Source organism: Acidithiobacillus sp. TH-A36 (assembly GCF_057473445.1).
Window position 1 is genome coordinate 1 of the sequence record NZ_JBYCKP010000610.1, and the last position, 3,867, is coordinate 3,867.

Here is a 3,867-nt window from a genome sequence, read left to right on the forward strand (position 1 = left end):
CCCATTCTTAACACCGTTCGAGACCCCCATTTTAGGCACTTTGAAATGGCGCCATTACGCCGCACATCGGTGGCGCCATATTGCCGGTCAGTGACAGATGGCAAACTCTACGGCACTGACCCCCCTTTCGCTAAGGGGTATAACGACAGTCTGCTCGACTACTGTGGGACATGCCCGATCAAACAAATAAAAACTAGGCAACATAATGTTCTGCTCCCGAGCTACGTTGCGATTCAGGTGTCTGGAAAATTCCGAGATCAATGGGTAATCCCCGCTCGCGCATTACTTCATAAAATTCTGGTATAGCCCCGGTCGCCCTGAAAGCACCGCGCACCCTACCTTCGCTGTCGTAACCCTGTTGTTTGAAAGTGAATAACTCTTGCAGCTGGATGGTTCCGCTCTCGGTCCCTGTTACCTCGCAGATGCTGGTGACCTTGCGAGAACCGCAGGAGAAACGGGTGATTTGTAGGATGACATCTACTGCTGAAGCAATTTGTTCCCGGATAGCCGTGAGTGGTAGATCCATGCCTGCCATCAGCACCATGACCTCCAGACGGGAGAGCATATCGCGGGGGCTGTTGGCGTGAGCTGTAGTAAGGGAGCCATCATGCCCTGTATTCATGGCTTGCAGCATGTCCAGTGCTTCACCACCGCGACATTCGCCAACAACGATGCGATCGGGCCGCATGCGCAGGGCATTACGTACAAGTTCCCGAATGGATATTTGTCCTTTTCCTTCCATATTGGCGGGTCGGGCTTCAAGGGAAACGAGGTTTGGCTGGTAGAGACGCAATTCTGCCGCATCTTCAATGGTGACAATGCGCTCGTGGTCGGGGATATAGTTGGAGAGGACGTTCAGCAGGGTGGTTTTACCCGATCCTGTCCCTCCGGAAATAATCATGTTCTTACGCTGCTGGACACAGACCTGAACAAATTGCGCCATCTCGGACGCGATGGATTCATAAGCAACTAGGTTCGCCATCTGCAGACGTTTTTTGGAAAATTTCCGGATGGTAATGCAGGCACCTTTGAGGGATAGAGGCGGGATGACAGCATTGACACGGGAGCCATCGGCGAGGCGTGCGTCCACCAACGGTGAGCTTTCATCAATGCGTCTACCAATGGGCGCAACAATTCGATCAATAATATGACGAACGGCTATTTCACTACTGAATAGGGCGGGCGCTGCCAGTAGCTTTCCTTGCCTTTCAATAAATATTTCGTCAAAGCGGTTTACCATGATTTCGGTAATGCTTTCATCAGCCAGAAAGTCTTCCAGTGGACCCAGGCCAATGGCTTCATCCAGCACTTCCTTGACAAGTCTTTGTCGATCAATATCCGCTGATGGATTCATGCGCCAGACGATTTCGCGCACCAGTTCACCCACCATGCGGCGCAGTTCTTCTGTGGAAAGTGTGCTGAGATCAATGCGGCGTAAATCCATCTGGCTACGAACTGATTCATGTACTTCCCTAACCATGCTGAGCCAGTGTGCGTCATATACAGGGCGAGCTATCTGATCAGTTTTGGAGATGTCTAATACCTTGGTTGTTAATTGTGGAGGAGTAAGAAGTGGTTCAGCATTGGGTGGATTGTCAATGGAACAAGGTATTTTATTATTTAAAAGAGACGTTGCCGAATTGTCTTTGTCGACTTCTAGGTTTTCGTCGTCAAAGCGGGGCAGGATCTGCAGGCAATATCCTGCGATAACAACTTCGTCCTTTGCGCCCACTGGTCCATAGGCGCGCAAGCGTTCACCATTAACCATGATCGTGGCGAAATTGCTGAGCCCTTCAACATACACTCCACCCTGCTCGAAGTAAGCGCGAGCATGTTCCTTGCCAACGTTCCAGCCTTCCAGACGTAATTGAGCATACTCAGCCTTTCCCATGAGGCATACCCCATCGCTGGGTGCAATGATTTGGGTTCCTGTTTTAGGATGTGATGCGCGGATCAGAAACATGATCTTCTCTCCTAACGAATAAAACCTTTATCTGAGCTGCGTTGGTACATGTTTTCGAGATATTTTGCCTGAGAGGCAGCGTCAATATTTTTGCGTGAATCTGCGGTGATCACGGTGGGAGTAACTAGAAAAACCAATTCGGATTCGTTATCTCTGAAATCATCGGATTTAAAAAGGTATCCAATAATTGGTATGTTTCCAAATCCTGGAATTTTGCTACTATTCTTGGCAAGATTATGATCCACCAAACCTGACATCACCAGTGTTTCACCATCTTTCAGGTTGATTTCTGTTTGACTACGATTGGTATAAAACCCTGGCACACCGCCAACCGTCAGTGAAGGGTCAATGTTGCTCACTTCTGTAAAAATTTTCAAACCAATATTATGGCGATCATCGGCAACGGGTGAAAATTTCAGTCGAATTCCGAAGTCCTTAAAAATCACCGATGTCTGACCAAAGCCGATGGCCAGTGGAATAGGTATTTGTCCGCCAGCCAGAAATTCTGCGGGTTCCTTGCTACCGCTTTTAGCGCTTAATTTTGGATTGGCAATCTCATAGGCTTCACCATTTTGCAGCGCATAATTAATGCGTGAGGCCACGGAAGCTATGATGCCAAAATTACTTGCAAGTGGGGCCACCTTTAGCGGTAAATCAGTGATCCCGGAATTAGGAAATGCGAAGTTCGCTAAAGGCCCACCTGTACCATTACTGGTTGGAACCCCCATGCGGAAGTATGGATTAGAAGTAAAATCACCCACAATTCCAGCTTGTGGTCCGGCCATTGATTGATTCCAGTTTACCCCGAGACTGCGAAAAAAGTCTCTTTTCATCTTAAGTATTCGCACGTCTAGAAGAACTACTTTTTCCATTCGCAAGGGTTCTTTTTCGGCGAGATTTATCACGTTGGGGTAAACTGCTTTGAGTTTTTCAATGCGAGTCAGAGTTTCTTCAGAAAGGTTTTTTCCATCTATGATTATTCTATCGCCGACAATCCTGACCTGAGTGTTGGGACTGGCGGTCAGCAAGCTTGAAATTTCGTCCGCTGCATGTCCAATATCTTTGGGAGCGATTACTACCCGAGCGGCACTTTCTGTTCCGTTTTTGTACCATAAATGCAGATTGGTTTCTCCAGTACCCTCTGCAAGGAGCAATAATTCCTTGTTATCTACAAGTGTCACGCTCAAAATCTTACCGTTACCAACTGCGACTCTTCTGATCGTTCTGGTCGGAATAATTTTGACCTGACCAGAATACATCGAAATATTTTCTACTTGATTAATAAAAGGGTCTGCTGTGGCTATGGACAATGTTGATATACATAAGATGGCCGTACTAAAAATATTGGTAACGGGTTTCATCAGAGGCTATTTCCTGTCAGGACTGAGGTAAAGGAGGAATATAGGAAAACGGTAAATATTGGATTGTTTGTTCAGCAGGGGGGATGCTATGCTCCTGATTGTGGTGCTCTTCAAACGATGGTTTAGAATTAAGCTCACCATCATTTTTCTGTCCCGTAGTTGATATTTGAGTGATGTCAGCTGGGCCGTTCGAGGTCGTTCCACCCGCTATATATTCCACTCCTGCAGGAGGAATAGGTGGATAACCAATGATGTCATGCAAGGAGACACTACGCTTTGGCCATGCCGTATTTTTTTTATTACCACGTAAATCCATTCTGATTTCCCCGCTTTTTTGTGCAACCAGAATTTCTTGTGCTTGCAAAGGCGTCACTTCAAGGGTAATGGTGTTGTATCCCTGTGAATAATTGTCAATATTGTTTGGGGAAAGTTCTCTTCCAGTGGCAATTATTTTTAAATTCTGGCTCCTCGTCATTTCAAGTGGGTAGCCTGAGATCCAGCTTGCCCAGGATCAGGTAGGCCATGTTGATAAAGTTCTTGTGC

General features: G+C 47.0%; 3 protein-coding genes. All 3 read right to left on the reverse strand.

Features of this window, described 5'->3' with window-relative positions; genetic code table 11:
- Positions 1-193: 193 nt before the first annotated feature.
- The 3 genes from AC2VLY_RS15330 to AC2VLY_RS15340 are packed head-to-tail and all read right to left on the reverse strand — an operon-like array spanning position 194 to position 3,799.
- Positions 194-1,963, reverse strand: coding sequence for a TadA family conjugal transfer-associated ATPase (locus AC2VLY_RS15330; protein WP_486922572.1), 1,770 nt, complete (start codon positions 1,961-1,963; stop codon positions 194-196).
- 11 nt (positions 1,964-1,974) lie between these two features.
- Positions 1,975-3,324, reverse strand: a complete 1,350-nt coding sequence (locus tag AC2VLY_RS15335; protein ID WP_486922574.1) for a type II and III secretion system protein family protein — start codon at positions 3,322-3,324, stop codon at positions 1,975-1,977.
- A 16-nt stretch (positions 3,325-3,340) separates the two neighbouring features.
- The gene (locus AC2VLY_RS15340; protein ID WP_486922575.1) at positions 3,341-3,799 is read right to left on the reverse strand and encodes a hypothetical protein; all 459 of its coding nucleotides are present in this window, start codon (positions 3,797-3,799) and stop codon (positions 3,341-3,343) included.
- Between the last annotated feature and the right edge of the window lie 68 nt (positions 3,800-3,867).

Coding starts and splice junctions, on each gene's coding strand:
- AC2VLY_RS15330 (WP_486922572.1), bottom strand. CDS start 1,963: ATGTTTCTGATCCGCGCATCACATCCTAAAACAGGAACCCAAATCATT.
- AC2VLY_RS15335 (WP_486922574.1), bottom strand. CDS start 3,324: ATGAAACCCGTTACCAATATTTTTAGTACGGCCATCTTATGTATATCA.
- AC2VLY_RS15340 (WP_486922575.1), bottom strand. CDS start 3,799: ATGACGAGGAGCCAGAATTTAAAAATAATTGCCACTGGAAGAGAACTT.